Here is a 21,174-nt window from a genome sequence, read left to right as displayed (position 1 = left end):
CGGACCCTGGCCCAGAGTATTTTATTGCGGTATCTGCTATAATTGTGGTGTGACGCATGATTATTATTGGAGGGGTGAATTGTGAAGAATGTAGGTAACGGCCACTTTGAAGTTGTACAAACTGAAGCAGCTCTAGGCGCTGAAGTGTTTGGTTTAGATCTTCGTCAACCAGTATCCGATGAGGTTCGAGATCTTCTACTTGAATGCTGGTTCCAAAATATGGTTCTCCTTTTCCGTAATCAAGATTTGTCAGATGAAGACATTCTATCAGTCGCTGACGTGTTTGGTGGACAGCAAGTAGCGGGTAGCCGTGCATTTTTTCTGAAGGCAGGTTTTCATGCGGGTGCAACACATCGAGTTGCGAAGCACGCTGGCATTAGTTTGGTTTCGAACCTTGGCGAGGACGGTAAGCCAGCACGCGAAACTGCGGGTGTTGGAAGCTTGGAGGCACTCTGGCATACCGACAACTCCTATGTCGATGTACCTCCGGGAGGTACCCTGTTGTGGTCAGAAATAGTGCCAACTAATGGGGGGGGTGAAACCTCTTTTAACAATCAATATCAAGCTTACGAGGAATTGCCGAGCGATCTCAAGAAGGCTATCCAAGGCAAGCATATTCGACATGACAATCTCCGGAACACCGCTGGGAAACTCCGGCCGACCGTAAAAGAGCCGCAAACTCGCGAAGAGATCACTGGGCCGGCACATCCGATCGTTCGCATTCATCCAAAAACGGGCAAACAATGCCTATATCTCGGTCGCAGGTATGAAGGTAATTCAAGTTACATTGAAGAGTTGCCTAACGAAGAGGGTGATCGGTTGTTAGATCGATTATGGGCGCACACGACGCAGGACCACCTTAAGTGGACCCACCATTGGCGGGTGCACGACCTTATTCTTTGGGATAATAGATGTACGATGCACCAGCGTAATCCGATTGACCACACCCAAGCTCGGGTAATGCACCGAGCACTTATAAAAGGTGAGCCGATTATTTCAGCTTGGAAAAACTAAGCCGTTTCAAAATGAGAAAGTGTGAAATATATTCAGCATTATGGGAAAGTGTTATTTAAATAAGGTTTGTGGTCTCAGGAGGAATAAAAAATGGCAATGGAAACTCATGAATTTGCTGCAAAGTATACGCATGCACCAGAGGTGCCTTCACCTGTAGAATTGGAGCAAAATACATTAGAAACCTTGAGTGTCATTCCTACTGGCAAGGCGGTGGGCGCCGAAATACAAGGGGTTAATCTGTCTAAACCCATTTCTAGAGATGTAGCTGCAGCGTTGAGAAAGGCTTGGGCAGACCATTTGGTACTTTTATTTCGCCACCAGAAGCTGGAACCTGATGATTATATGGCTGCAGCTAGAGTATTCGGTAAACCCCAGGAGGGGGCGAACAAAAAATTTTATGAAAGAGCGAAGAAAAAGTCTCTTTACCATGCAATGGACAACGAAATATCGATTTTATGCAATCTTGGCGAAGATGGTAATCCGGTGGAGAAAAATGATGGCCTTGGGAGCTTGGAGGTTGTGTGGCACTCAGATAATTCTTATATCGAGGAGCCCCCTGCTGGTAGCACACTCTATTCCCTAGTAATTCCGGACGATAATAGTGGGCAAACCTCTTTTAATAATCAATATTTGGCGTATGAAGAAATGCCTGATGACCTAAAAAAAGCTATTGAGGGCAAACGTTCCAAGCAGGATGCCACGCGCAACTCAGCCAATGTTCTCCGTCCCGGTGTTACCGAACCGACTTGTCCAGAGGAGGTTCCCGGGCCTATGCATCCCATGGTTCGCATCCATCCTGTCTCTAAAAAGAAAGCTCTTTATCTCGGGCGGCGGCGTACGTGGCCATCTCAATATATAGAGGGGATTCCAAATGACAGCGAGGAACTACTTGACAGAATTTGGGCGCACGCTACGCAGCCCAAGTATGCTTGGACACACAGTTGGCAGGTTGGCGACTTTCTGGTCTGGGATAATAGGTCTGCAATGCACAGACGCGAAGTAGTCAACCCGACACAACCAAGAGTGATGTGGAGGTGCCAATTTGCAGGAGATAAAGTCATTCCAGGGTGAATAGAAGCTCTACCTAGATGAGCTGACTCTGGCGCAGAAAAATAACGAATTTCTGCAAACAATTATTCTTTCTTAGGGGCTTCCTTACTGACCTTCTCGTACGAATCGGTTTCTGAGAAGGCCTATTCCGTCGATTTCTACTTCCACAGTATCGCCGTGTTGCAGGTTCGGTGCCCGTCCTTCTGTTCCCATCCAAATCATGTCGCCCGGGTGCAGCGTAAGGCAGCTAGTCATTGCTTCAATAAAAGTTGGAATGTCGAAATGGAAATTATTAGTCGGAAACTGTATTGTTTGTTTGCCATTCACACGAACTGTTGTGGTTAGGGATTCCAGATCAACATCAGTCTCAATCCATGGACCCATAGGCTTAAATGTATCTGTATTCTTCGCTCTCCACATCGTTCGGTCACCTGTTTGCCAGGTCCGTTCACTCACGTCGTTTCCAATTGTGTATCCCATAATACACGAGAGGGCATTTTCTTTTGTCAGATTTTTCGCTTTTTTGCCGACAATCGCTACGATTTCTCCTTCGTATTGGACAGTGTCAGGGGCGTGTGCCGGGATTACTACGTCTTCATCATGAGCAATTAACGCATTATTGGCCCGATATCCTATATCTGGCTTTTCCGGGAGATTCGGTTCCCTCCCGTGCATTTCTGCTTGCTCCTTCACATGCTCAGCATAGTTTAAGCCTGCTGCATAAAACACTTCAGGTTTAAACGGGACTAAAAGCTTGGTTGCACTTAACGCGTGGGTCTCTCCGGTCTTATTGAGGCCATCAAAAAGGCCACCCTCTACTTCATAGATAGTTTCACCTTCAATAATTCCGTGGCATGGGCGACCGTCCTTATCAAACCTCGCAATACGCATCGAATATGTCCCCTCTTAATTTGGATTAGAATTCCGCCAACTATTTGGCAAGCATAGCATCAAATTGTCCAGTGTATACTCCGTAGAGTGTTATTACCGCAAAGATCGCAACGCTCACGATAAAATAAGTTTTCATCATTACCTCCCTACTAGGGCTACTGTTCCCGGGTGAGTTTCTTAGGAACGCCATTATAATCACTTAAATGCGGGCCACGCGGCCATGGCTTTCCATAATAGTTGAGCCAAAGTCGTACCATGTGTCGTTGATCTTGCTCTTTCTCCCCATCCGTAAATTCTTTACGTGAATGCACTACCCGATAGTTATTTACGAACTGAATATCGCCATTGAGGAGCAGCATGTCCAGCCTGTAATCAGGGTGTTCAGCATAGAAGTCGAAGGCTACTAGTGCACGTGCCTCCTCTGGCGTAATGGGAATGTTTGCGCGTAGATGCGAGTTTTCAATTGGACCTCTGTTAAGTCGGCAACTCAAGACGCCATCTTGCTCGTGGAAGACTGGTAGTCGCCTAGGCTCATCGAGTCCAATATCTTCGGCATGTGCATGCATGTAACCACGTGTTAGTGCTGGAAGGTATTCAGGATGATGTTGAAGGATAGCATTGTAAATGGTCATCGAACTTGTAATACTACTTTCTCCTCCGGATAAGGCCTTCCTGAGACACAGTAGGCTAACAACATCTGCCCTATCGGTGTGAAACCGCAGCAATTGGTTCGTACGATATCCCCGAGGACTAACTTCGCTGGGGTCAGGTTTTTCATCATAGACATGGCCCAGCATGTCCCCAAAAGAGTTCTGCGAAAGTGCCAAACCAAGATGCGTTCCAATGCCCCAGTGGGCACGGTACACTTCCTCATTGGACATCTCACTGACGGGCAGTCCGCGCAATACGACGAAACCCCTTCCATTACGGATTTCGTCAACCAATCTCTCTAAACGGGGTGCAAGGAAAGGAACATGAAACTTCTGTCGAGTTATGCTCTCCAATTTTAGATCCCAAGTGTCGCTAACGACATTTCTCAGTTCCGCGATCTCGCCTTTCGTTAAAGTCCATATCCAATCATCAGTCTTAGTAAGGTCGGCACCTTTCCAGCTAGCTGGTCCAATGAATTTTGTATAATCAATCATTGAGAAGCCTTAGGAATGCCATCAAAATCAAAAAATGCGTCACCCACGGGTCGTGGTTCCGCAAATTTTAGCCAAAGTCGTAACATAAGCCTCTTCTCATTTTTATTCGGGCTGTCGGTGAAGTCAGTCCGTCCATGGGCAATGACATAATTGTTACAAAGCTGAATATCACCGGGCTCCAGATCCATTTCGAGGACAAATGCCTCGCTGTCCGCCAGTTCATCTAAATGATCTAGAGCCTCCCGTTCAATTTTAGTTAGCGAAATCCCGCATTTTTTTGCAGACATTTCAATTTGATTACGCTGCAGTCTGCAACTGAGGACACCATCAGCAACACTAAATGTTGGAACCCGTATGGGTTTAGTATCACCAGAAAGTTCGCTAACAACATACATAAATCCCCGGTAAAACGGCTCAAGCAGATCTGGGCGGGTAGCGAGAATTTCGTCATGAAGTGCGGTCATGCTTACTAAACGACTTACTCCACCATCTCTCGCTTTTCTAATACAAGCCAGAGCAACGAGGTCACAACGGTCAGAGTGAAAACGCAGATGGTCTGGCGTCATGTAGCCTCGAACCCGCTCCGTATGCATATGTACCCCGTGATCGAAGACATGTCCCAATAGATCCCCGTTAGAATTTTGAGAAATAGCTCGTCCCAAATATGTCCCAATCCCCCACGTAATAATTTCATTTTCGGACTTCGAAAATTGATGAATTGGTATGCCGCGCAGAACAGCAAAGCCACGCCCATGTTGCACATCATTTAAAATCCTCTGCAACGTCTTGGAAAGGCACGGCAGAGGAAAATCTTTTTTTGTCATTTGCAGGAGCGGAATATTTTGTGCCTTTACGCGTCGAAGGGCGCTTTCTAAGTCCGAAATTTCATTCTTACCAATTGTGTAGAGCCATTCCATGTTGGAATTCATTTTTGGCCCTCTCCAGCAACTTAGATCATTTACTGTCTGGGGTGATATCATGATGCCTCCAATCTTGTACTGCGGGCCTCTCGGCTTACAGCCGTTGAAAGCGACCCACTGGGAATATAGACGCCTCAGTAGATGTTTGATATCACGTAAAAATTGATCCGCAGGCGATTGCTATATTCGTGAGGCACTAATTATGCCATTATTTTGTAATTCGTCCAACGACTCCGAAATGTTATCTAAAGAAAAAAGGAATTTTATGAAAGTTTATTTGACTCACCATGCCAACGCACTAAGTGCCGAACAAGACCCGGAACGTCATTTAAGCAAGGTTGGTGTTTGTGAGGCCGAAAGACTTGGTATGTTTATGAAAGGTATAGATGCGATTCCATCGCAAATAATTCACAGCGATAAGCTGTGGACTAGAGAAACGGGAGAACTCGTGGCGGCAAATCTGGGTCAGCCTGTACCCGTTGCTATTTCAAATTACGGTATTGCTCCAGAGGATCCGGTCGAGCCTTTCATTGACCATGTTGAGTCAGGTGGGGGAGATATTATGATGACTGGGCACGGTGATTTTCTCCTGCGTGCTAGTGCGAAACTCCTCACTGGTGACGAGCGTAGATGGGTCCTAGAGTTCAGCCCCGGAAACGGCACGACCTTTTGTTTGGAGAAAAACAAAGGTGCTTGGAAGATTGTTTGGGGTTGGAGGCAAGAGCAACTGTCCTGTTTTTAAACAGGCTAAAAGATTTTAGCCTTAGATAATATATCTGAGAAAACAATTGGGAGCAGTAGGATGTTATCGAAATGCTGGAAATGTTCTGTAAAGCTCTTTGAAGCTTATTTGCGCCAAAATTCCAGTATTAAACTCAACGAAAGATAGTGGCATTGTTTCCGCTACTCGGGCGATCCCAATTATATATCGTGGAAGATTTACAGATGACGAGACTTACGATGTTGCGTACTAAATTGATTATTCCAGTACTTATTTTTGTTGCTTTGGTCTCTAAAATATCTCTAGGCTCTGCTTTTGCCGCTGATGAAAAAAAAGGAAGCAAAGCCGAGATGTTTTTTCCGATCGATAATATGAGTGTTCCTATCCTTCAAGACGGCAAAGCCAAAGGAGCCTTGCTTTTTAACTTGCTCATTGAAATGCAGCAACCCGGCGAACGGCCAATAATGTTGCAATATAGTCCAAAATTAACGGCAGTTTTTTTCGAGGAACTCTATAGGTATGCAGCAACGCTTGGCCAAGACAAAAAGGTGCGTCTGCGGAAGGTGAAGACGATTCTTACTGCCGCTGCCAGAAAAGTTGCAGGTGACGAGAGAGTTAAACAAGTGCTTGTGAAAGATTTCTATAGAGTTTTCGCAAAGTAATGTAGCGGGCAATTCTTGTCGTTACCAAAAGCGCGTGGCGTTTGGGCCTTCAAATTATGTTGCAAAAGATTTAGCTATGGAAGTATGAGTGAAATAAAAAAAATACGAAATTTCTCCATTGTTGCCCATATTGATCATGGGAAGTCGACCCTTTCAGATCGATTAATTCAAGCGTGTGGAGGGCTCAGCGATCGAGAAATGCGAGAACAAGTGCTCGACTCTATGGAGCTTGAGCGAGAACGCGGTATCACAATCAAAGCGCAAACGGTACGACTTGACTATAAAGCCAAAGATGGAAATCACTACCAACTAAACTTTATGGACACACCTGGTCACGTTGATTTTTCTTACGAGGTGAGTCGTTCACTCGCTGCTTGTGAGGGATCGTTGTTGGTTGTTGACTCAAGCCAAGGAGTTGAAGCGCAGACCCTTGCCAACGCTTATTTAGCTATCGAAAACAATCATGAGATTATCCCTGTTCTTAATAAAATAGACTTGCCGTCCGCAGAGCCGGAACGTATTCGAACTCAAATCGAAGACGTGGTTGGGATTGATGCATCCGATGCTATTGCGGTTTCTGCCAAAACGGGAGAGGGAATTGTGGACGTTTTAGAGGCACTCGTTAACAAGTTGCCCTCCCCAAAAGGTGCTGCCAATGTCTCTTTAAAGGCCTTGCTTGTTGATAGTTGGTATGACCCATATCTCGGTGTGGTTGCGTTGGTCCGTATTGTTGATGGATGCCTAAAGGCTGGCATGAAATTGAAGATGATCGCAACGGGAGCAATTCATGAAGTCGATCAAGTTGGTGTTTTTCGTCCAAAGCAAGATACTGTAGCTGAACTTGGCCCGGGTGAAATAGGTTTTATCACCGCAGGTATAAAATCTGTATCTGATTGTAAGGTCGGCGATACTTTAACAGAAGCGAAGAATGGGTCTGTCGAAGCTCTGCCGGGATTTAAGCCAACGGTCCCTGTTGTATTTTGTGGACTGTTCCCGGTCGACAATGCCGATTACGAGGATCTTAGAGAAAGTTTGGGTAAACTAGCACTCAACGACTCGTCTTTCCATTATGAGGCGGAAACCTCTGCAGCACTGGGTTTCGGGTTTAGATGTGGCTGTCTTGGTCTTTTACATCTGGAAATTATCCAGGAGCGCCTTAGTCGTGAATTCGATCTCGACTTAATAACAACGGCACCTTCTGTAGTTTATCGGTTACTCCTTATGAGTGGGGAGGAAATGACACTCCACAATCCGGCAGATTACCCTGATCAGGTTCAAATCAAATCGGTTCATGAGCCTTGGATAAAGGCAACTATTATTGTTCCGGATGAGTACTTAGGACCAATTCTTTCACTTTGCACGGAGCGGCGAGGCGAGCAAGATCAGCTCACCTATGTGGGGAACCGGGCGATGGCAGTTTATTATTTGCCATTAAATGAGGTTGTTTTTGATTTTTATGATCGTCTGAAATCAATTAGTCGTGGATATGCAAGCTTTGATTATGAGCTTGTCGGTTATCGTGAAAATGATCTAGTGAGGGTTGGAATATTGGTTAATGGTGAGCCGGTTGATGCTTTGTCTATGATAGTTCATAGGTCCTCGGCTGAAAGTCGAGGCCGTCAGATCTGCGAACGTTTAAAAGAGCTTATCCCACGACAATTATTCAAAGTGCCAATACAGGCCGCCATTGGTGGCAAGGTGATTGCTCGAGAGACTATTTCAGCAATGCGCAAAGATGTTACTGCAAAGTGTTACGGCGGAGACATCACACGGAAGAGAAAATTATTGGAAAAGCAGAAAAAGGGTAAGAAAAAGATGCGGGAATTTGGGAATGTGGAGATTCCACAATCAGCTTTCATTGATGCGCTCAAGATGAGCGACCGGTAGATATTTTAGATGCCGTTTCGAAGACCCTGAGCAATAGCAGCAAAGCTTTTTTCATTGTCGGGTGTGATAATTCCATGACGGATGAGGAAATCGATTATCACTAAATTGCAATTAAACTTAAAGCCGTCAGTTTCGCGAACCGTTTCTGCGACTTGCTCTATTGGCCAAAGGTAGAAGGCTTCGACCTCGCCATCTACTGGGTGAGGTTGGAAATCATTGGGCAATTCAATATCGAAGCAAAATATTTGATCCGGTTTTACTCCTCCAGTCGGCATGACGGGCATTATATGCGTGTAAGAGATGAAGCTTGTGGGTACTGATTCGGCTGCCAGCCCTATTGGTATTCCTGCTTCCTCATTACACTCTTTCATCAAATTTTCTTTTAATCCCAGTCCGATTGGCTGGCCGCCGGCGACCATGTTGTCTAGAAGGCCTGGGTATGTTTGTTTATTGCTATCACGTTTTGCAATCCACATGTGTATGCCGTCGCGTTTACGGACATAGCCATTCAGGTGAACCCCATAGGCCCTTATGCCAAAATAAGGGCAAGCAGCACGTTCAATCTGCATGACCGCGGGAGTGTGCCAATCAGAGGTGACAGGGTAAAATTCATCGCGCCATGCCTCCACGTAATTTGTTTTTAACAATTCAGCAAGGGGGGGCAGCACTGCCTCGCTTCTGCTATCAAAGTCTTTAAAGCTTTTTGATAATGCTACATGTTCGGGTGAGAGATTAAAAACATCTGTCCAAGTCGCGAGCTGGGAGGCAAATTCTGGCCCTATCCAACCGAATCTATCCCCGTTTATAATGAAAGGTACATAGTCTCCCTGATTGAAGTTATTGCAAGCACTTATATGGTCCAAATACGCCATGATTGATATCTATACTTATTCATAATGGTATGCAATCCGTCCAATGAAAACATTGATTTCATTTTGAGACAGTTTAGGTTAGGGGGCATGCTATCAATTTCTTTCTTCCGACGGAGGAGGTAATGCCGCAGTTATGGGATTTTAAGCGCAGGTCAAGTAGTTTGGTTCGTTATTTACATGGGGGTACTACTGCCCTTTATCCTTGGCAATCGTTGGACAGTATGCCGGCATTATTGTTTGAGGCTTATGCGTTTGCAGCAGCGGCAGATAGCGCTAATATGGTAGACGATAACATTCTTTCTTTTCCGGCTCGCGAAAGCCGACTAAGCCGTGCACACCATCACAGTCAATCTGGCCCAAGACTAGCCAGTAACAAGTGTCGAAAGGACTAAATTAAAGGAACGTTTCTGTTACATTCTTAAAAACATCATTACTTCGTCTGCGATGTGCGGATTAATATGCTAACTTTGGGCTAAAAGTGTAAACATGGTGATTCTCCTGATGTGATTCACCATCTTGATTATGTGGTTTGCACAATCGAAGTTGTAAACGTACAGTCAAACTTCTTAAAATGCCGCAAACAGTGCAACATTAAAAAAATTAATTTTAGGTAAAGGTAGAAAAGTGAGTCAGATCGCCACAGTGAAATCGCCCACCGAACACCCTGAAATGTTGGGTGATTACGTTATTGAACATTTGCTTGGTCATTGTGACGTGGCCGTGGCCGCTGCTGAACATTTAGCAGATAATGCCAGGGAGGTTATGCGCGGGAAGGTGGCGCCTACAGGGCAAATTGAAAGTGACCTTCTTGAGGAGGAGCAATTTGCAGCACATGGGTATGCTTGGATAGCCACTTATGTGGAAGCACTAAGGCAAATGCGTGCTTGGGCGGGCCGATTAAATGAAACTGGGCTGTTCGGGGAACAAGAGGCACTCATTCTCCAAAGCGCTTTTGGGGAATACCTTAATCAACTTTGGGGTGGCATTTCCATCAGCCAGGGGGAGATCGTGCGGCCGGAGGATATAGGTCTAGCCGATGATGCATTGGCTGAATTTGATCAACCTGCAGTGGCCGTGCTCGCAAATGAAGGAAATCGCATTGAGGTGCGTGCACGTATCGCGGAACTTATTATTGAAAATAAGCATGGAAACATGGGACTATGTGACGAAACGCTTGATATGATGGCTGATCAATTTCGGCGATTCTCAAATGAAAAAATAGCTCCCTATTGCCATCAATGGCATATCGAGGATGATTTAATTCCCCTTGACTTGATTGATGAACTTGCAAGCTTGGGTGTTTTTGGGCTCACTGTGCCGGAAAAATTTGGTGGTGCGGGGCTTGGAAAGTTAGCAATGGTGGTCGTCACTGAAGAGCTAAGCCGAGGCTACATAGGAGTTGGTTCATTGGGGACGCGCTCTGACATCGCTGCAGAACTAATTATCAAAAGCGGAACAACCGAACAACAAGATCATTGGCTACCAAAGATTGTGTCAGGCGAAGTATTGCCAACAGCCGTTTTTACGGAACCAAACACGGGGTCTGACCTTGGAAGCCTCAGAACTCGCGCCGAACGCGATGGTGAGGATTATCGAATATTCGGCAATAAAACTTGGATCACACATGGCGCTAGAAGTGACCTAATGACATTACTTGCTCGCACCAATCCAAATGAGCCGGGATACCGTGGTTTGTCTATGTTTCTTGCTGCAAAACCTCGCGGTAATGAAGATGAGCCGTTTCCTGCTCAAGGAATGTCGGGTGGGGAGATCGGGGTCTTGGGTTATCGCGGAATGAAAGAATACGATATAGCTTTTGATAACTTCAAAGTCAAAGCCGATCAGTTGTTAGGCGCTAAAGAGGGCGAGGGTTTCAAACAATTAATGGCGACATTTGAGGCGGCGCGGATACAGACGGCGGCACGTGCCGTCGGCGTTGCTCAAAACGCACTTGAGCTCGCTCTTCTATATGCTCATGACCGACAACAATTTGATAAGCCCTTAATAAATTTTCCTCGTATTTCTGGTAAAATCGGGTGGATGGCTGTGGATACAATGATCTCACGTCAGATGACCTATTTTGCGGCGCGCCAGAAGGATCAGGATCGCCGTTGTGACATCGAGGCAGGAATGGCAAAATTACTTGGTGCACGTGCTGCCTGGTCTAACGCGGACAATGCAGTGCAAATACATGGCGGTGTTGGGTATGCGGAAGAATTTCCAATTTCGCGAGTACTTTGCGATGCGCGAATTCTTAACGTCTTCGAGGGAACTGCAGAGATACAGGCTAACGTGATTGCTCGTGGTCTATTAAGTGAGCGTAATTAGGAAGGCGTTGGCTCCGTCCACTGGCTGTCAGATAATGCTTCGTATGCCGCCTCGAATGATTCAACATCACATGATTGCCACTCGCGCATGTGTCGGAATAAAGGTGTAGGCTTAGAGACGGTTGTTTGTTCTAAGACTCCCGGGAAGGCAGTCTTAAGGATGTTTTCTGATGTATCGAACAATCCTTCAACGTGTTCGAAAGTTATGCTTTGGTCAGAATCTTTTAGTTCAACTTCAACTTCAACTATGTCAATTTTGTATCCATCGAAGCTGTGTCCCATGCCGAGGTCAAATTTAATTTCAAATACGACTTCATTTTGCCCATTTGGATAATAAAGGATGGGAATACTCTGGCCCTGAAGGCAGGCTACAGGCTTCGGAATGGTGTTGCCGATTATCTTTTTTGCAAGCTCGTAGGCATCTTCCGGTAAGACGGATAAATTTATACCAAAACCGTCGAGATAATTGGAAATTTCTCGCCTGCTAAGTGTTCTCCCTTTGACGCCGGTTATCACAAACTTGACTACTTGTTCCCAGCAAGCTTCAGTGAGCATGCGTTCTGTTCTGAGCTCCACTAGACATTGATCGCTCAATTGATATCCCGACAGCATTTTTGTTGCCCAGTAAAGACGTTGATGTAATGGCTTTATGTTTGATGGAGAATGGGCGGTAGATACAAGTTGTTTAGAAAAATTTGAAGCATAAGGTGGCAAATCTAATGTTATGAAATGGGTGTGATCTTCCAAAACAAACTTAAAAATCTGGTGTAGTGAATGAGCTTTTTGTGCCCAACTATCAGCCAAAACTCTAAGTTTCCGTTCGCGTTCAGGTTTATCTCTGCCGGTGAAAATCTTCGGTTTTCTATGGTTCTCGCTCATTTCGTAACTATACCCCTGGCACTGCATGAAACACATTTGTAATTCACTTTGGATAATTATGCACTCTAGCTTAAGGGGACATTATAGTTGTTAGCTGGAAACCGAGTTTAAGCATATTTTTAAAAATTTTTCTTTTTTATGATTTTTTTGGGAAAAGACTATCCTATATATCTTGCTAATCTTTACCCCCACTGTTTCATCAATGTTCCTCAAGTGCAACGGAAGGTCTATAAATTAAAAAAAAAATGTTGATAAAAAAAAAATTGAACACACATATGATGGACGGTCTCTCTATTCGCCTAGCGCTGGGGCATCAAGGTAACACTTGGGGGAATTGACCATAATTGGAGCGTAAATATGCCGATAGAAGATCTGCTGACAGACACTAGTCGCAACTTATTTACAATTGCGCCAAACAAGGCTGTCGGTGACGCTATAGAAATATTGGCTGGTAATGATATAGGTGCCTTGCCGGTTTGTGATGCAGAAAAACATGTTGTAGGCATCATCTCGGAGCGGGACATTGTGCGTATATGTAGTGAGTCGGATGACAATTGGAAAAAGCAAAAAATTTCTGACATAATGAAAACAACAGTATTTTCTGCCAAACCGGAGGATAAAATAAGAGACATAATTGGAGTAATGAAGGAAAAACGTATACGTCATGTGCCGGTTATTGAAAAAGGAGAGTTGGTTGCCATGTTTAGTGTACGCGATTTATTTTCTTATCTCCTGAAGGTCACACAAGAGGAACGTGACACTATGACTATGGCATACGAGACCATACGATAATTTTTGAATTTGACTGAGTAGTTATGTCCAGCATTATTCCGTTTCTTATTTTTGCAGCAATAATAGCCACTGTGGGTGTCCTTATGGTCGGTTTATTCGCAATGGCACGTGGTGGTAAATTCAACTCTAAGTATTCAAACAAGTTAATGCGTGCCCGAATAGTTTTCCAATTCTTGGCGGTTGCCTTAATTGCTGTTTTGGCGCTGCTGAGTGGACAGACCTGATGGTAAAGTTGGACCGTATCTACACGGGCGGTGGCGACGGGGGGGTAACCTCCTTAGGCAACGGAGAGCGGGTCGCCAAGAGCAACATAAGAGTTCAAGCGTATGGCACTGTGGATGAGGTAAATGCAATAGTTGGATTGGTACACGCTCATTTGGATGATCAGTCGTTAAAGACACTACTTGCACGCATACAAAACGATCTGTTTGACCTTGGGGCAGATCTTTGCACTCCTCACGGTAAAGAGCGCAAAACTGGAGCCTTACGCATAACGGATGAGCAATGGCAATGGTTGGAAAATGAAATAGACGTCGTGAATGATGGGCTCAAACCATTGGGTAGCTTCGTATTACCAGGCGGATCTAAGGTAGCAGCGTATTTGCACCTTGCGCGCACTGTAGTGCGACGGGCCGAACGTCTTGTTTGCGAGTTGGGGGAACGAGAAAAAATTAGTGAAGCGGTGTTAAAGTATCTTAATCGTTTGTCCGACTACTTCTTCGTGCTTTCAAGACACTGCAATGACCGTGGTAATTTAGACTTGCTTTGGGTTCCCGGCGGCAACCAGTCGAAAAAATGACAAAATAATGATCATATGAAAGGACTCCGTTATTGTATGCAGCAGAGTTGGGCAAAACCATCGGAGTATTGCACTGATTAGGTGGCCGTATCGATTGCGATGACATGTGCGGCAGCTCTTCTTTAAATTACTGCGACAGGCTGTCCGCTTGACAGAACAACAGGTGTTTCTCATAACATTGGGCGTAGATATTCGATTTTGTAACAAAAAAGAGAAAGCAGACGATGAAAGTTCTCGTCCCCGTTAAACGGGTAGTAGATTACAATGTAAAAATTCGGGTAAAACCCGATGAGACTGGCGTTGAGACGGCAAACGTTAAAATGTCGATGAATCCATTCGACGAGATCTCTGTCGAAGAAGCTGTGCGATTAAAAGAGTCGGGCACTGCAAATGAAGTCGTCATTGTGTCAGTGGGCCCGCAACAGTCTCAGGAAACTATTCGGACTGCGCTGGCCATGGGAGCTGATAGGGGTGTGTTAGTTCAGACTGATGAAGACGTGGAGCCGCTCGCTGTAGCAAAGTTGCTCAAGACAGTCGCTGAAAAAGAAAATCCTGATGTTGTGATAGCTGGAAAACAGGCTATTGACGATGATAGTAATCAGGTAGGGCAACTACTTGCTGCTATGCTCGGATGGAGCCAAGCAACAAATGCATCAAAAATTCAACTTGGTGAAAGTGAAACTGAGGTTGTACGAGAAATAGACGGTGGGCTCGAAACCGTGAAAGTTAAGATGCCTGCGGTTATTACCGTAGACCTACGTTTGAATGAGCCTCGATATGCTTCTTTGCCGAACATTATGAAAGCCAAGAAGAAACCTATTGATACAATGACCCCGGATGATCTTGAGGTTGATATTACGCCGCGTCTCAAAACACTCAAAGTAACAGAGCCTCCTAGCAGAGACGGAGGTGAAATCCTAGAGAACATTGACGCATTGATCGAAAAACTCAGAAATGAAGCGAAAGTGATATAGATATGGCAAGTTTAGTTTTGGTAGAGCATGACAACACTGAAATTAAAGGAGCGACCCTTAGTGCTGTAACCGCAGCCCAAAAGCTAGGGGATGAAGTGCATCTCTTATTAGCCGGCTCTGGCTCCGATATGGCAGCTGAAGCTGCGGCCCAAATTAGTGGTGTTACCAAGGTTTTGCACGCCGACAGTTCAGAATACTCGGCTTCCCTTGCTGAAAACATTGCCCCACTGATAGAAAAGGTTGCCGCTGATTACACGCACATATGGGCACCAGCAAACACTTTTGGAAAAAATGTTATGCCGCGAGTATCGGCGGTTCTGGATGTACAACAAATTTCAGATATAAGCGCTGTAATTGACGATAAAACTTTTGAGCGGCCGATTTATGCTGGCAACGCTATAGCGACTGTTGAATCAGTGGATGAGAAAAAAATAATCACTGTGCGGGCAACCGCATTTGATGCTGCTGCGGCTGACGGCGGTTCGGCAGAGGTCGTAAAAATCGATGCATCCGGTGAATCTGGACTATCTTCATATGTGGGGTCTGAGTTGTCAAAATCCGAGCGGCCCGAGTTGACCGCTGCCGATATTATTATATCTGGTGGTCGTGGTATGCAGTCTGGCGATAACTTTGCGATGCTTGAGAAGGTAGCTGACAAATTGGAAGCTGCAGTTGGCGCATCCCGAGCGGCTGTCGACGCAGGGTTCGTGCCAAATGACTATCAGGTAGGCCAGACCGGTAAAATAGTGGCGCCGGAGTTATATATCGCTGTTGGTATATCTGGCGCCATCCAACATTTAGCAGGCATGAAGGACAGTAAGGTTATTGTTGCGATAAATAAAGACGAAGAAGCACCAATTTTTCAAGTGGCAGATTATGGTGTTGTAGGTGACCTTTTTGAGCTGGTTCCAGAATTGGAGCAAAAATTAAATTAACCCCCTTATCTGCATAGATAGAGCTATAATAACGTTTATCTACCGAAATTATTTTTTCTGATAGTGATTAATCAAGGCGAGGGCATCGGCGCTATCCCATTCCGCTGCACCGACAATGCGCCCGATAAGTTTGCCACGCCTATCGACTAATATGGTAGTAGGAAGGACGTTGACACCCATGGCTCTCGCTAGCATCATCTTGGTATCGACGTAAATAGGCAAATTAGTTTGTTTAATTTTTTTGAGAAAATTCAGAGGGGCTTTTGCACCTTTAGAATCGGTGCTGACTGGTAAAACTTTAAAATTCTGGCCATCTTTCTTAGCGTGGAGGCGCGCAATGGAGGGTATTTCACGTATACACGGTGCGCACCAGGTTGCCCAAAAATTTATCAGAAGCACTTTTCCTTCAAAATCAGCTAACACCTTTTTATTGCCGTTTGCATCATGAAATGGTATCCGCGGCGTTGGTATGATCCGATTGCTGATTTTAAAATTTTTCATCTGGCCTTTTATCGGTGGCGTGTTGGATGATCCGGTTATAAACCATGTGATAAGAGCTATAAAAATGACGGTGCCAAAAAACACTGGCTTGAGATATTTTTTGAGGACATATGACATTTAGGTGCCCCTTATGAAAAAGAGTAAAATGTGGGGTGGACGGTTCACCGCAGGCCCCGCTGACATTATGGAACAGATAAATGCTTCCATCGAGTTCGACCAGCGTCTTTTTGAGCAAGATATTGCGTGTTCAAAAGCGCATGCGAAAATGTTGTTAGACCAGGGTATCATTGGTGGCGATGATGGTTCTAAAATTTTAAACGGTCTTGATCAAATATTGATTGAAATTGAAACAGGTAAATTTCAATTTCAACTAGAATTCGAGGATATACATTTAAATATCGAATCCCGGTTAAAAGAATTAATAGGTGATGCGGCTGGGAGGCTCCACACTGCGCGTAGCCGAAATGACCAAGTAGCAACTGACTTTCGATTATGGGTAAGAGACACGATTGACCAGCTTGATATACAGTTACGTGACTTGCAGGCTGCTTTGATTGAGCTAGGAGAAAGTCACTTTGATACGCTTCTTCCGGGCCTGACACATCTTCAGCCTGCCCAACCAATTACATTTGGACACCACATGTTAGCCTACGTAGAGATGTTAGGCAGGGATCGTTCTCGATTAACCGATTGCCGCAAAAGGCATAATGAATGTCCACTCGGCAGTGCAGCTCTTGCTGGTACCTCGTTCCCAGTAGACCGGAACGCGACCGCTTTGTTGCTTGGTTTTGACCGACCTATGCCTAATTCGCTGGATGCAGTATCGGCCCGCGACTTTGCTGCTGAGTTCCTAAGTGTCGCTGCAATCACAGCTGTAAATCTCTCACGCTTTGCCGAGGAGATTGTGCTATGGGCATCGCCGCAATTCGGATTTGTGGAGCTAAGCGACTCGTTTAGCACAGGGTCATCAATTATGCCTCAAAAACGTAATCCTGATGCTGCTGAGCTGGCGCGTGGTAAAACCGGTCGCATTTTAGGGTCATTACAAGCTCTTTTGGTAGTCATAAAAGGTTTACCACTTGCTTATGCTAAGGATTTGCAGGAAGACAAAGAGCCGGTTTTTGACGCGACAGACTCTTTAACATTGGTAATTGCGGCCTTGACTGGAATGTTAGAAGACATGAAAATTAATAAAGAAGCAATGATGGCGGCATTAGAAAAGGGTTACCCAACGGCTACAGACCTAGCTGACTGGCTAGTAAGGGAATTAGATTTACCATTTCGTGATGCTCACCATGTGACGGGTGTACTGGTGAGAAATGCAGAGTCAAAAGGCTGTGAATTAGCTGAGTTATCGCTACCCGAGATGCAAAAAGTAGAAAAGCGTATCAACGATGCTGTATTCTCTGTGTTGAGTGTTGAGGCTTCTGCAGCGAGCCGCACAAGTTTTGGTGGCACAGCGCCGCAGCGTGTGCGCGAAGCGCTAGCAGCAGCAAAGGAGCGTTATCTGTGAAGTCAGTAAAAAACATCTTGGCGGCTTTTGTCTTATTGTCTACGACCGTGGTTATTGCTTCCTGTGGGGTTAAAAATGACCCCAAGGCGCTCGGTAAATCTGAATACCCACGCAGCTACCCTGCAACCAGATGAGTGAATTCGCATATACTAATGGGATTTTACATGCAGAGGGTAACAGTCTGGAAGCGCTTGCCCATTCCATAAGAACTCCCTTTTATTGTTATTCGACTGCTGCTCTAAAACATAATTACCAGGCGTTTGAAAACGCATTTAGTCGGCGAAACAGTCTCGTTTGTTTTGCCGTAAAAGCCAATCCAAATCTTGCGGTCATAAATACGCTATCTTCTCTCGGGGCGGGAGCTGACGTCGTTTCCGAGGGAGAATTACGCCGTGCACTTGTGGGCGGTGTGCCAGCAGAAAAAATTGTATTTTCGGGAGTTGGGAAAACTCTAGAGGAGCTTAGATACGCACTTGATAAAAGAATTCTGCAGATAAATGTAGAATCGCTATCCGAACTTAAATTATTATCCGAGATTGCATGTCAACATGGTGTCGAGGCTGAGATTGCCGTACGAGTTAATCCTGACGTAGATGCAGTTACCCACGAGAAAATTACAACAGGTCGGCAGGAAAATAAGTTTGGAATTGATATCTCAGCAGCGGAAAGTATTTACGAATACGCTTCAAGTTTACCTGGTGTTCGTCCCACAGCTGTTGCGATGCATATTGGATCGCAGCTTGTAGACCTTGACCCATTTCGAACTGCTTTCAAAAGATTAAGAGAATTGGTAACGGCCCTCGGCAGTGCCGGCCATCAAATACGTCGTATTGATTTGGGCGGAGGGCTAGGGATAGCGTACGATAGGGAGTCTAATGAGGTGCCCGGACCTGACTTATACGCGCAAGTAGTTAATGAAGTGTTAGGCGACATTGATTGTACGCTTATGTTTGAACCGGGGCGTGCTCTTGCCGGGAACGCGGGCATTCTAGTTACGAAAGTTATATACGTAAAAAAAGGCGAGGGGCGCAATTTCATTATCGTTGATGCGGCGATGAACGACTTAATTCGTCCAGCTCTTTATGACGCTCAACATGATATTCAGCCGGTACGTATGCCCCCGAAAGACGCTTGCACGAACCTCTTCGATATTGTGGGACCGGTATGTGAGACTGGTGACACGTTCGCTCGTCAAATTGCCATGCCTGATATTATGGAGGGGGATTACTTGGCAATTAATGAAGCTGGTGCATATGGCGCTTCCATGTCGTCTTCTTACAATAGTAGATGTTTGGTGCCAGAAATTCTTGTTCGTGGAAGTGACTTTTCCATTGTGAGAAAACGTCCCAGTTATGAAGAGATGTTCTCGCTCGAGCAGTTCGCGGATTGGCAGGACTAGTGTTGAATTATGGGCTCACGATAAGCTTCAGATGTGAGATTAGGCACATCACAGTAAATATTAAAAAAAATTTCCACAGAATTGCGGTGTGAAATGCTAGTACGGGGCACTAATAATAATTCTTATTGAGTTTATTTTTTGGCCGTATCTATCAAAAAAGATTATTAGAAAATTCTCAAAACTAGATAAATTGAGCATTTCATTTTCTAGTGAAAGTAATCTCGATTCGTACTGACTCAGATGGTGGGTTTTTAATTTCTGTTTTATATTTAACTTTTTCACCCGGCAATATTTCTGGAAGAGGAGCTTTAAAATGGTGAGTGAATATAATTGTGCCCATGGGGTCGTAGAATTCACTCTTTAAGGGAGGCAGGTCAATGGTATCTGCGAGGGTATTTTCGATTTCTCCGGAGATTGCCATTACACTATCGTCGCCCTCTTGCCTGAGTTTTGAGTCTGTGTTTGAAAGTTTGAGTCCATATCCCAATGGTTTCACCGGAATGTTAATAAGCTCAAAAATCCTTTCAATTGGGGGGTAAATTTTCGCAAGATCCGCTCGGAAGCTTATTCCTAGTAAAATAATAACAATTAGCGATATTAGCACTATCCCCTTGATAATGCGGAAAATTCCCTTTTTTGCGCTTTGCCTCCCCGCACTTTCTTCGAAATTATTTGCCAATCCATCTTGTGAGCCGGCATAAGCAGAAAATGGCTCATCACTATCGGAAGCTGTTGTTTGATCACCCGAAATACTCTCGTTTGTATCATTCGGACCATCAGCTAGGTCAGCGAACGGATCGGCGTCATTGATCTCCTCCTCTTGTTGTGCGTCTGGTGGAGTATCTTTGTCTGGTTGAGTGCTCGGTTCTTCCAGTACTATATCTGGAATGGCATGCCAGCGATGCCCGCATTTGCTGCATTTTACCTTACGTCCTTCTGTACCAAGCACAGCATCATCGAGGTTAAAATTGGCATTGCATTGAGGGCAAGAGAGAATCATTGTATGTAGATACTCGATAAAGTTTCAGCACAAAATATGGTATTATCGAGTTTAAGTGGTCAAACCGTTTGTTGCAACCGTCGTGGTACTTTACGGGTTTTGATTTTGCAGAAATTTTTATGGATGGTAGGACAGAAAAGAATTTTAACTTGCAGAAGGATTAGATCGGTGGTTGGTATCATCAAAGTTCGACTGCGCTAAAGAGCAGAGAAAGCATGTGATCCGATTTGAAAATGTTGGCATGCGATACGGCGCTGGCCCCGAGGTGCTCAGCGACATATCCTTCAGCCTTGAACCTGGAGCCTTTAGATTCGTCACTGGGCCAAGCGGCGCTGGAAAATCATCCATGCTCAAGCTGATGTACCTTGCTGAAAGGCCAAGTCGTGGTTTGATTAGGCTATTCGACCGTGATGTGTCAGGCTTGCGACGAAATGAAATGCCAGCACTGCGGCGCCAAATTGGGGTTGTTTTCCAGGAATTTCGGCTTCTAGATCATCTATCCGCCTTCGACAATGTGGCGCTGCCTCTGCGGGTTGCAGGTATGCCAGAGGATGTCATCGCCAAGCATGTTACAGAGCTCTTAAGCTGGGTTGGTCTCGCCGGTCAGCTCGATGCTAGGCCAGTAACATTATCTGGAGGGCAGCAACAAAGAGTTGCAATCGCACGCGCAGTCATAGCACGGCCACAGCTATTACTCGCTGATGAGCCGACAGGCAATGTTGATGATGCTATAGCCGTTCGCTTATTATATTTATTTGAAGAATTGAACAAAGTTGGCACTACTATCGTGATTGCTACTCATAACGAAGGGCTTGTGTCACACTTTGACTATCCAGTACTTCATTTGGAGGATGGTATTTTAACAACCCCTTGTCGCAGTGCAGGAAGCTAAT

The 21,174-nt window shown here is 45.1% G+C and carries 22 protein-coding genes; 15 read left to right on the top strand and 7 right to left on the bottom strand.

What is annotated here, in order from left to right; genetic code table 11:
* The first annotated feature begins 81 nt into the window (after positions 1–81).
* The gene (locus VX941_03735) at positions 82–1,014 is read left to right on the top strand and encodes a TauD/TfdA family dioxygenase (protein ID MEE2932516.1); all 933 of its coding nucleotides are present in this window, start codon (positions 82–84) and stop codon (positions 1,012–1,014) included.
* A 90-nt stretch (positions 1,015–1,104) separates the two neighbouring features.
* Positions 1,105–2,085: a TauD/TfdA family dioxygenase gene (locus tag VX941_03730; GenBank protein ID MEE2932515.1), complete on the top strand. Its 981-nt coding sequence runs from the start codon at positions 1,105–1,107 to the stop codon at positions 2,083–2,085.
* Between the two features lie 84 nt (positions 2,086–2,169).
* Here VX941_03730 and VX941_03725 read toward each other — a convergent pair whose 3' ends face one another.
* From VX941_03725 to VX941_03715, 3 genes are all read right to left on the bottom strand, one after another.
* Positions 2,170–2,955 carry a fumarylacetoacetate hydrolase family protein gene (locus tag VX941_03725; GenBank protein ID MEE2932514.1) on the bottom strand — a complete coding sequence of 262 codons (786 nt, stop codon included), beginning with the start codon at positions 2,953–2,955 and terminating at the stop codon, positions 2,170–2,172.
* 155 nt (positions 2,956–3,110) lie between these two features.
* Positions 3,111–4,100, bottom strand: a complete 990-nt coding sequence (locus tag VX941_03720; GenBank protein ID MEE2932513.1) for a TauD/TfdA family dioxygenase — start codon at positions 4,098–4,100, stop codon at positions 3,111–3,113.
* Positions 4,097–5,029: a TauD/TfdA family dioxygenase gene (locus VX941_03715; GenBank protein MEE2932512.1), complete on the bottom strand. Its 933-nt coding sequence runs from the start codon at positions 5,027–5,029 to the stop codon at positions 4,097–4,099. Before VX941_03715 ends, VX941_03720 begins: the two co-directional genes overlap by 4 nt.
* A gap of 256 nt (positions 5,030–5,285) precedes the next feature.
* On the opposite strand from VX941_03715, the gene VX941_03710 reads away from it, so the two are divergent.
* The 3 genes from VX941_03710 (at position 5,286) to lepA (ending at position 8,290) form a co-directional block, all read left to right on the top strand.
* Positions 5,286–5,762 carry a hypothetical protein gene (locus tag VX941_03710; protein ID MEE2932511.1) on the top strand — a complete coding sequence of 159 codons (477 nt, stop codon included), beginning with the start codon at positions 5,286–5,288 and terminating at the stop codon, positions 5,760–5,762.
* Between the two features lie 203 nt (positions 5,763–5,965).
* Positions 5,966–6,403, top strand: a complete 438-nt coding sequence (locus VX941_03705; GenBank protein MEE2932510.1) for a hypothetical protein — start codon at positions 5,966–5,968, stop codon at positions 6,401–6,403.
* An 84-nt stretch (positions 6,404–6,487) separates the two neighbouring features.
* Positions 6,488–8,290 carry a translation elongation factor 4 gene (gene lepA, locus VX941_03700; GenBank protein ID MEE2932509.1) on the top strand — a complete coding sequence of 601 codons (1,803 nt, stop codon included), beginning with the start codon at positions 6,488–6,490 and terminating at the stop codon, positions 8,288–8,290.
* Positions 8,291–8,295: 5 nt separating this feature from the next.
* Here the strand turns inward: lepA and VX941_03695 are convergent, their stop codons facing one another.
* Positions 8,296–9,162 carry a DUF4743 domain-containing protein gene (locus VX941_03695; GenBank protein ID MEE2932508.1) on the bottom strand — a complete coding sequence of 289 codons (867 nt, stop codon included), beginning with the start codon at positions 9,160–9,162 and terminating at the stop codon, positions 8,296–8,298.
* A gap of 122 nt (positions 9,163–9,284) precedes the next feature.
* On the opposite strand from VX941_03695, the gene VX941_03690 reads away from it, so the two are divergent.
* Positions 9,285–9,554 (top strand): hypothetical protein, encoded by a 270-nt coding sequence (locus VX941_03690; protein ID MEE2932507.1) that lies wholly within the window; start codon positions 9,285–9,287, stop codon positions 9,552–9,554.
* 277 nt (positions 9,555–9,831) lie between these two features.
* On the top strand, positions 9,832–11,490 hold the full coding sequence (locus tag VX941_03685; GenBank protein MEE2932506.1) for an acyl-CoA dehydrogenase family protein: 1,659 nt from the start codon (positions 9,832–9,834) through the stop codon (positions 11,488–11,490).
* On the opposite strand, the gene VX941_03680 is transcribed toward VX941_03685, so the two are convergent.
* Positions 11,487–12,368 (bottom strand): hypothetical protein, encoded by an 882-nt coding sequence (locus VX941_03680; GenBank protein MEE2932505.1) that lies wholly within the window; start codon positions 12,366–12,368, stop codon positions 11,487–11,489. The two genes, VX941_03685 and VX941_03680, sit on opposite strands and share 4 nt — an antisense overlap.
* A 357-nt stretch (positions 12,369–12,725) precedes the next feature.
* Between VX941_03680 and VX941_03675 the strand changes: the two genes are divergently transcribed.
* The 5 genes from VX941_03675 (at position 12,726) to VX941_03655 (ending at position 15,868) form a co-directional block, all read left to right on the top strand.
* Positions 12,726–13,160, top strand: a complete 435-nt coding sequence (locus VX941_03675; GenBank protein MEE2932504.1) for a CBS domain-containing protein — start codon at positions 12,726–12,728, stop codon at positions 13,158–13,160.
* Between the two features lie 23 nt (positions 13,161–13,183).
* Positions 13,184–13,384, top strand: a complete 201-nt coding sequence (locus tag VX941_03670; GenBank protein MEE2932503.1) for a twin transmembrane helix small protein — start codon at positions 13,184–13,186, stop codon at positions 13,382–13,384.
* Positions 13,384–13,959, top strand: a complete 576-nt coding sequence (locus tag VX941_03665) for a cob(I)yrinic acid a,c-diamide adenosyltransferase (GenBank protein ID MEE2932502.1) — start codon at positions 13,384–13,386, stop codon at positions 13,957–13,959. Before VX941_03670 ends, VX941_03665 begins: the two co-directional genes overlap by 1 nt.
* Positions 13,960–14,183: 224 nt before the next feature.
* On the top strand, positions 14,184–14,933 hold the full coding sequence (locus VX941_03660) for an electron transfer flavoprotein subunit beta/FixA family protein (protein ID MEE2932501.1): 750 nt from the start codon (positions 14,184–14,186) through the stop codon (positions 14,931–14,933).
* A 2-nt stretch (positions 14,934–14,935) separates the two neighbouring features.
* The gene (locus VX941_03655; protein ID MEE2932500.1) at positions 14,936–15,868 is read left to right on the top strand and encodes an FAD-binding protein; all 933 of its coding nucleotides are present in this window, start codon (positions 14,936–14,938) and stop codon (positions 15,866–15,868) included.
* Positions 15,869–15,916: 48 nt separating this feature from the next.
* Here the strand turns inward: VX941_03655 and VX941_03650 are convergent, their stop codons facing one another.
* Positions 15,917–16,486: a TlpA disulfide reductase family protein gene (locus VX941_03650; GenBank protein ID MEE2932499.1), complete on the bottom strand. Its 570-nt coding sequence runs from the start codon at positions 16,484–16,486 to the stop codon at positions 15,917–15,919.
* 13 nt (positions 16,487–16,499) lie between these two features.
* On the opposite strand from VX941_03650, the gene argH reads away from it, so the two are divergent.
* Positions 16,500–17,882, top strand: coding sequence for an argininosuccinate lyase (argH, locus tag VX941_03645; GenBank protein MEE2932498.1), 1,383 nt, complete (start codon positions 16,500–16,502; stop codon positions 17,880–17,882).
* Positions 17,883–18,012: 130 nt separating this feature from the next.
* Positions 18,013–19,281, top strand: a complete 1,269-nt coding sequence (lysA, locus tag VX941_03640) for a diaminopimelate decarboxylase (protein ID MEE2932497.1) — start codon at positions 18,013–18,015, stop codon at positions 19,279–19,281.
* A 199-nt stretch (positions 19,282–19,480) separates the two neighbouring features.
* Here the strand turns inward: lysA and VX941_03635 are convergent, their stop codons facing one another.
* Complete coding sequence (locus VX941_03635) at positions 19,481–20,281, bottom strand: zinc-ribbon domain-containing protein (protein MEE2932496.1); 801 nt, start codon at positions 20,279–20,281, stop codon at positions 19,481–19,483.
* Between the two features lie 217 nt (positions 20,282–20,498).
* Here VX941_03635 and ftsE point away from each other — a divergent pair, with 217 nt between their 5' ends.
* Positions 20,499–21,173 carry a cell division ATP-binding protein FtsE gene (gene ftsE, locus VX941_03630; GenBank protein MEE2932495.1) on the top strand — a complete coding sequence of 225 codons (675 nt, stop codon included), beginning with the start codon at positions 20,499–20,501 and terminating at the stop codon, positions 21,171–21,173.
* Position 21,174: the final 1 nt, after the last annotated feature.

It is taken from the genome of Pseudomonadota bacterium, from assembly GCA_036339585.1.
GTDB lineage: Bacteria > Pseudomonadota > Alphaproteobacteria > UBA8366 > UBA8366 > UBA8366.
Note: the sequence above shows the minus strand (reverse complement) of the source record. Positions and strands in the feature narration are given on the sequence as shown.

Excerpts from the sequence above, each read along its gene's own strand:
- VX941_03730 (MEE2932515.1), top strand. The coding sequence starts at position 1,105 with ATGGCAATGGAAACTCATGAATTTGCTGCAAAGTATACGCATGCACCA.
- VX941_03725 (MEE2932514.1), bottom strand. The coding sequence starts at position 2,955 with ATGCGTATTGCGAGGTTTGATAAGGACGGTCGCCCATGCCACGGAATT.
- VX941_03720 (MEE2932513.1), bottom strand. The coding sequence starts at position 4,100 with ATGATTGATTATACAAAATTCATTGGACCAGCTAGCTGGAAAGGTGCC.
- VX941_03715 (MEE2932512.1), bottom strand. The coding sequence starts at position 5,029 with ATGAATTCCAACATGGAATGGCTCTACACAATTGGTAAGAATGAAATT.
- VX941_03710 (MEE2932511.1), top strand. The coding sequence starts at position 5,286 with ATGAAAGTTTATTTGACTCACCATGCCAACGCACTAAGTGCCGAACAA.
- VX941_03705 (MEE2932510.1), top strand. The coding sequence starts at position 5,966 with ATGACGAGACTTACGATGTTGCGTACTAAATTGATTATTCCAGTACTT.
- lepA (MEE2932509.1), top strand. The coding sequence starts at position 6,488 with ATGAGTGAAATAAAAAAAATACGAAATTTCTCCATTGTTGCCCATATT.
- VX941_03695 (MEE2932508.1), bottom strand. The coding sequence starts at position 9,162 with ATGGCGTATTTGGACCATATAAGTGCTTGCAATAACTTCAATCAGGGA.
- VX941_03690 (MEE2932507.1), top strand. The coding sequence starts at position 9,285 with ATGCCGCAGTTATGGGATTTTAAGCGCAGGTCAAGTAGTTTGGTTCGT.
- VX941_03685 (MEE2932506.1), top strand. The coding sequence starts at position 9,832 with ATGTTGGGTGATTACGTTATTGAACATTTGCTTGGTCATTGTGACGTG.
- VX941_03680 (MEE2932505.1), bottom strand. The coding sequence starts at position 12,368 with ATGAGCGAGAACCATAGAAAACCGAAGATTTTCACCGGCAGAGATAAA.
- VX941_03675 (MEE2932504.1), top strand. The coding sequence starts at position 12,726 with ATGCCGATAGAAGATCTGCTGACAGACACTAGTCGCAACTTATTTACA.
- VX941_03670 (MEE2932503.1), top strand. The coding sequence starts at position 13,184 with ATGTCCAGCATTATTCCGTTTCTTATTTTTGCAGCAATAATAGCCACT.
- VX941_03665 (MEE2932502.1), top strand. The coding sequence starts at position 13,384 with ATGGTAAAGTTGGACCGTATCTACACGGGCGGTGGCGACGGGGGGGTA.
- VX941_03660 (MEE2932501.1), top strand. The coding sequence starts at position 14,184 with ATGAAAGTTCTCGTCCCCGTTAAACGGGTAGTAGATTACAATGTAAAA.
- VX941_03655 (MEE2932500.1), top strand. The coding sequence starts at position 14,936 with ATGGCAAGTTTAGTTTTGGTAGAGCATGACAACACTGAAATTAAAGGA.
- VX941_03650 (MEE2932499.1), bottom strand. The coding sequence starts at position 16,486 with ATGTCATATGTCCTCAAAAAATATCTCAAGCCAGTGTTTTTTGGCACC.
- argH (MEE2932498.1), top strand. The coding sequence starts at position 16,500 with ATGAAAAAGAGTAAAATGTGGGGTGGACGGTTCACCGCAGGCCCCGCT.
- lysA (MEE2932497.1), top strand. The coding sequence starts at position 18,013 with ATGAGTGAATTCGCATATACTAATGGGATTTTACATGCAGAGGGTAAC.
- VX941_03635 (MEE2932496.1), bottom strand. The coding sequence starts at position 20,281 with ATGATTCTCTCTTGCCCTCAATGCAATGCCAATTTTAACCTCGATGAT.